Here is a 2,309-nt window from a genome sequence, read left to right on the forward strand (position 1 = left end):
AAAAGCAATAAAAAATATAAGACCAGTTTAAACTGGTCTTATTTGATTTTTGTTTAAAAATATGATATAATATTAATATAAGAGGAGTGATGTAAAATGATAAAATTAACAAACGCACAAATTGAGGGAATTGCCATAGCAAAAAGAAGGTATTTAAACGGTGAAAAATATACGACCATTGCGGGGTACGCCTAGTTGGTACAGGAAAGTCTACTCTAATAAAATATTTACTAACTGAATTAAAGATTGATCCATCTAAAATAGGATATGCATGTTATACAGGTAAAGCTTCACTAGTGTTACAAAGAAAAGGGCACGAAGAAGCAATGACACTTCACAGGCTATTGTATAAAACATTTAAAAACAAAGATGGTACTTTTTCACACATACCTAAAGAAGAGTTAAGTGAGCCATATGAAATACTTATATTTGATGAAGTATCAATGATACCTACTAGTATTTGGAATCATGCTTTAAAGTATGGAGTTCATATAATAGCACTGGGAGATCCATTCCAACTACCAGCGTTGTATGAAGAGAATGGTATATTGGATAAGCCTCATGTTTTCTTAACAGAAGTAATGAGACAGGCTTTAGATTCAGAAATTATTAAAATCTCTATGGATGTTAGAAATGGTGTGCCACTAAAACCTTATGATGGGAAAGAGGTTAAAATAATAGAAAAGCATCAATTGGTTAGTGGTATGTATACGTGGGCAGATCAAATCATATGTGGAACAAATGCAACAAGACGAAAAATCAACGCTCAAATGAGGGAGTTGCTTGGATATGGTGCAGAACCACAAGAAGGAGACAAGATTATATGCCTAAAGAATTATTGGAATGAACTAAATGAATATGGAGATCCACTAATAAATGGAATGATAGGGACTTTAAGCAATGTAGAGTTTGGTAAAGACCAAGGAGTTTTAGGAAAACCAATGATGATTGATTTTACCCCAGATTTCATTAATGATAATGACAATTTAGGAATGATGAAGGATTTATCAATTGATTACAAGTTAATCACTGAAGGTAATCCTACTTTTGCCAGAGATGCAAAGCCTATATATCAAAATGGAAAAAAAGTTCCATTTCCAAAAGAGTTTGATTATGGATATTGTATTACGACCCATAAATCTCAGGGAAGTGAGTATAACAATGTTCTGCTATTTACAGAGCGTTTCAGGAGTATGACCAATGAGGATTATCAAAAGGCACTATATACTGGAATTACAAGAGCATCAAGTAAAATTGTAATTGTATTGTAGAATTAATTAAAATGTATAGAAGTAAGTAATTAATTTCATTGGCTCAGAAACCATATAGGAATTAATTAATACCTAAAGGAGGAAAATTAATATGTCATATTTTTCAATTCACAACCACACAGAATACAGTTCAATTCGTCTTTTGGACAGTATAAACAAAGTAAAAGATTTAATAGACAGAGCAATTGAGTTAGGCTTAAGTGGAGTTTGCATCACAGATCATGAGGTGCTTTCTTCACATGTTGAAGCCATTAGATACTATAGTAGTTTACCAAAAGATGTTAGAGATAATTTCACTCTTGGATTAGGAGATGAAATATACTTAATAGATGAATTAGGAAATAAACCACCATTAGGATATTCTCATTTTATACTTGTAGCAAAAGACCAGATTGGACACAGAGCATTGAGAGAGATAAGTTCAACAGCATGGAGTAACTCTTATACAGATAGAGGTATGCTAAGAGTTCCAATTACCAAGTCTCAATTATCTGAAATAGTTAAAAAATTCCCAGGAAGTTTAATAGCTTCTAGTGCCTGTTTAGGTTCTGAACTTTCTCAACTAACTCTATTGTTAATAAAGAAAGAAAAAGAAGGAACATCGGCTGAAGAAATAAATGAGATTAAGAGTAAAATAGTACAATTAATCAAGTATTGCAAAGATTTGTTTCAAGAGGATTATTATATAGAAGTTCAACCAGGAATTTATAGTGAACAAATAGAATATAATAATAGGGTGAAAGATATTGCTAATGCTCTTGGAGTTAAATTAGTTTTTTCTACAGATTCTCACTACTTAAGGCAAGAAGATAGAGAAGTGCATAAAGCATATTTAAACTCAAAAGAAGCAGAGAGAGAAGTTGATGATTTTTATGCTACTTCATATATGATGTCTTCTGCGGAAGTTTATGAATATTTAAAGGTTCAATTTACTGAAAGTGAATTTCAACAAATGATAGATAATACAAATGAAATAAAAAGTAAAATTACAACTTATGATTTATTCAAGCCGCAAGTAATTCCTTATGTAAAAATAGA

General features: G+C 31.2%; 2 protein-coding genes. Both read left to right on the top strand.

Going from position 1 to position 2,309, the window contains the following annotated elements; translation table 11 throughout:
• Positions 1-167: 167 nt before the first annotated feature.
• The gene (locus tag RR409_RS20455) at positions 168-1,271 is read left to right on the top strand and encodes an ATP-binding domain-containing protein (RefSeq protein ID WP_332559628.1); all 1,104 of its coding nucleotides are present in this window, start codon (positions 168-170) and stop codon (positions 1,269-1,271) included.
• A gap of 91 nt (positions 1,272-1,362) precedes the next feature.
• A partial coding sequence (locus RR409_RS20460; protein ID WP_332559627.1) for a PHP domain-containing protein occupies positions 1,363-2,309 on the top strand: 947 nt, incomplete at its 3' end.

Origin of the sequence: Clostridium sp., from assembly GCF_036642255.1 — a bacterium.
GTDB lineage: Bacteria > Bacillota > Clostridia > Clostridiales > Clostridiaceae > Clostridium_J.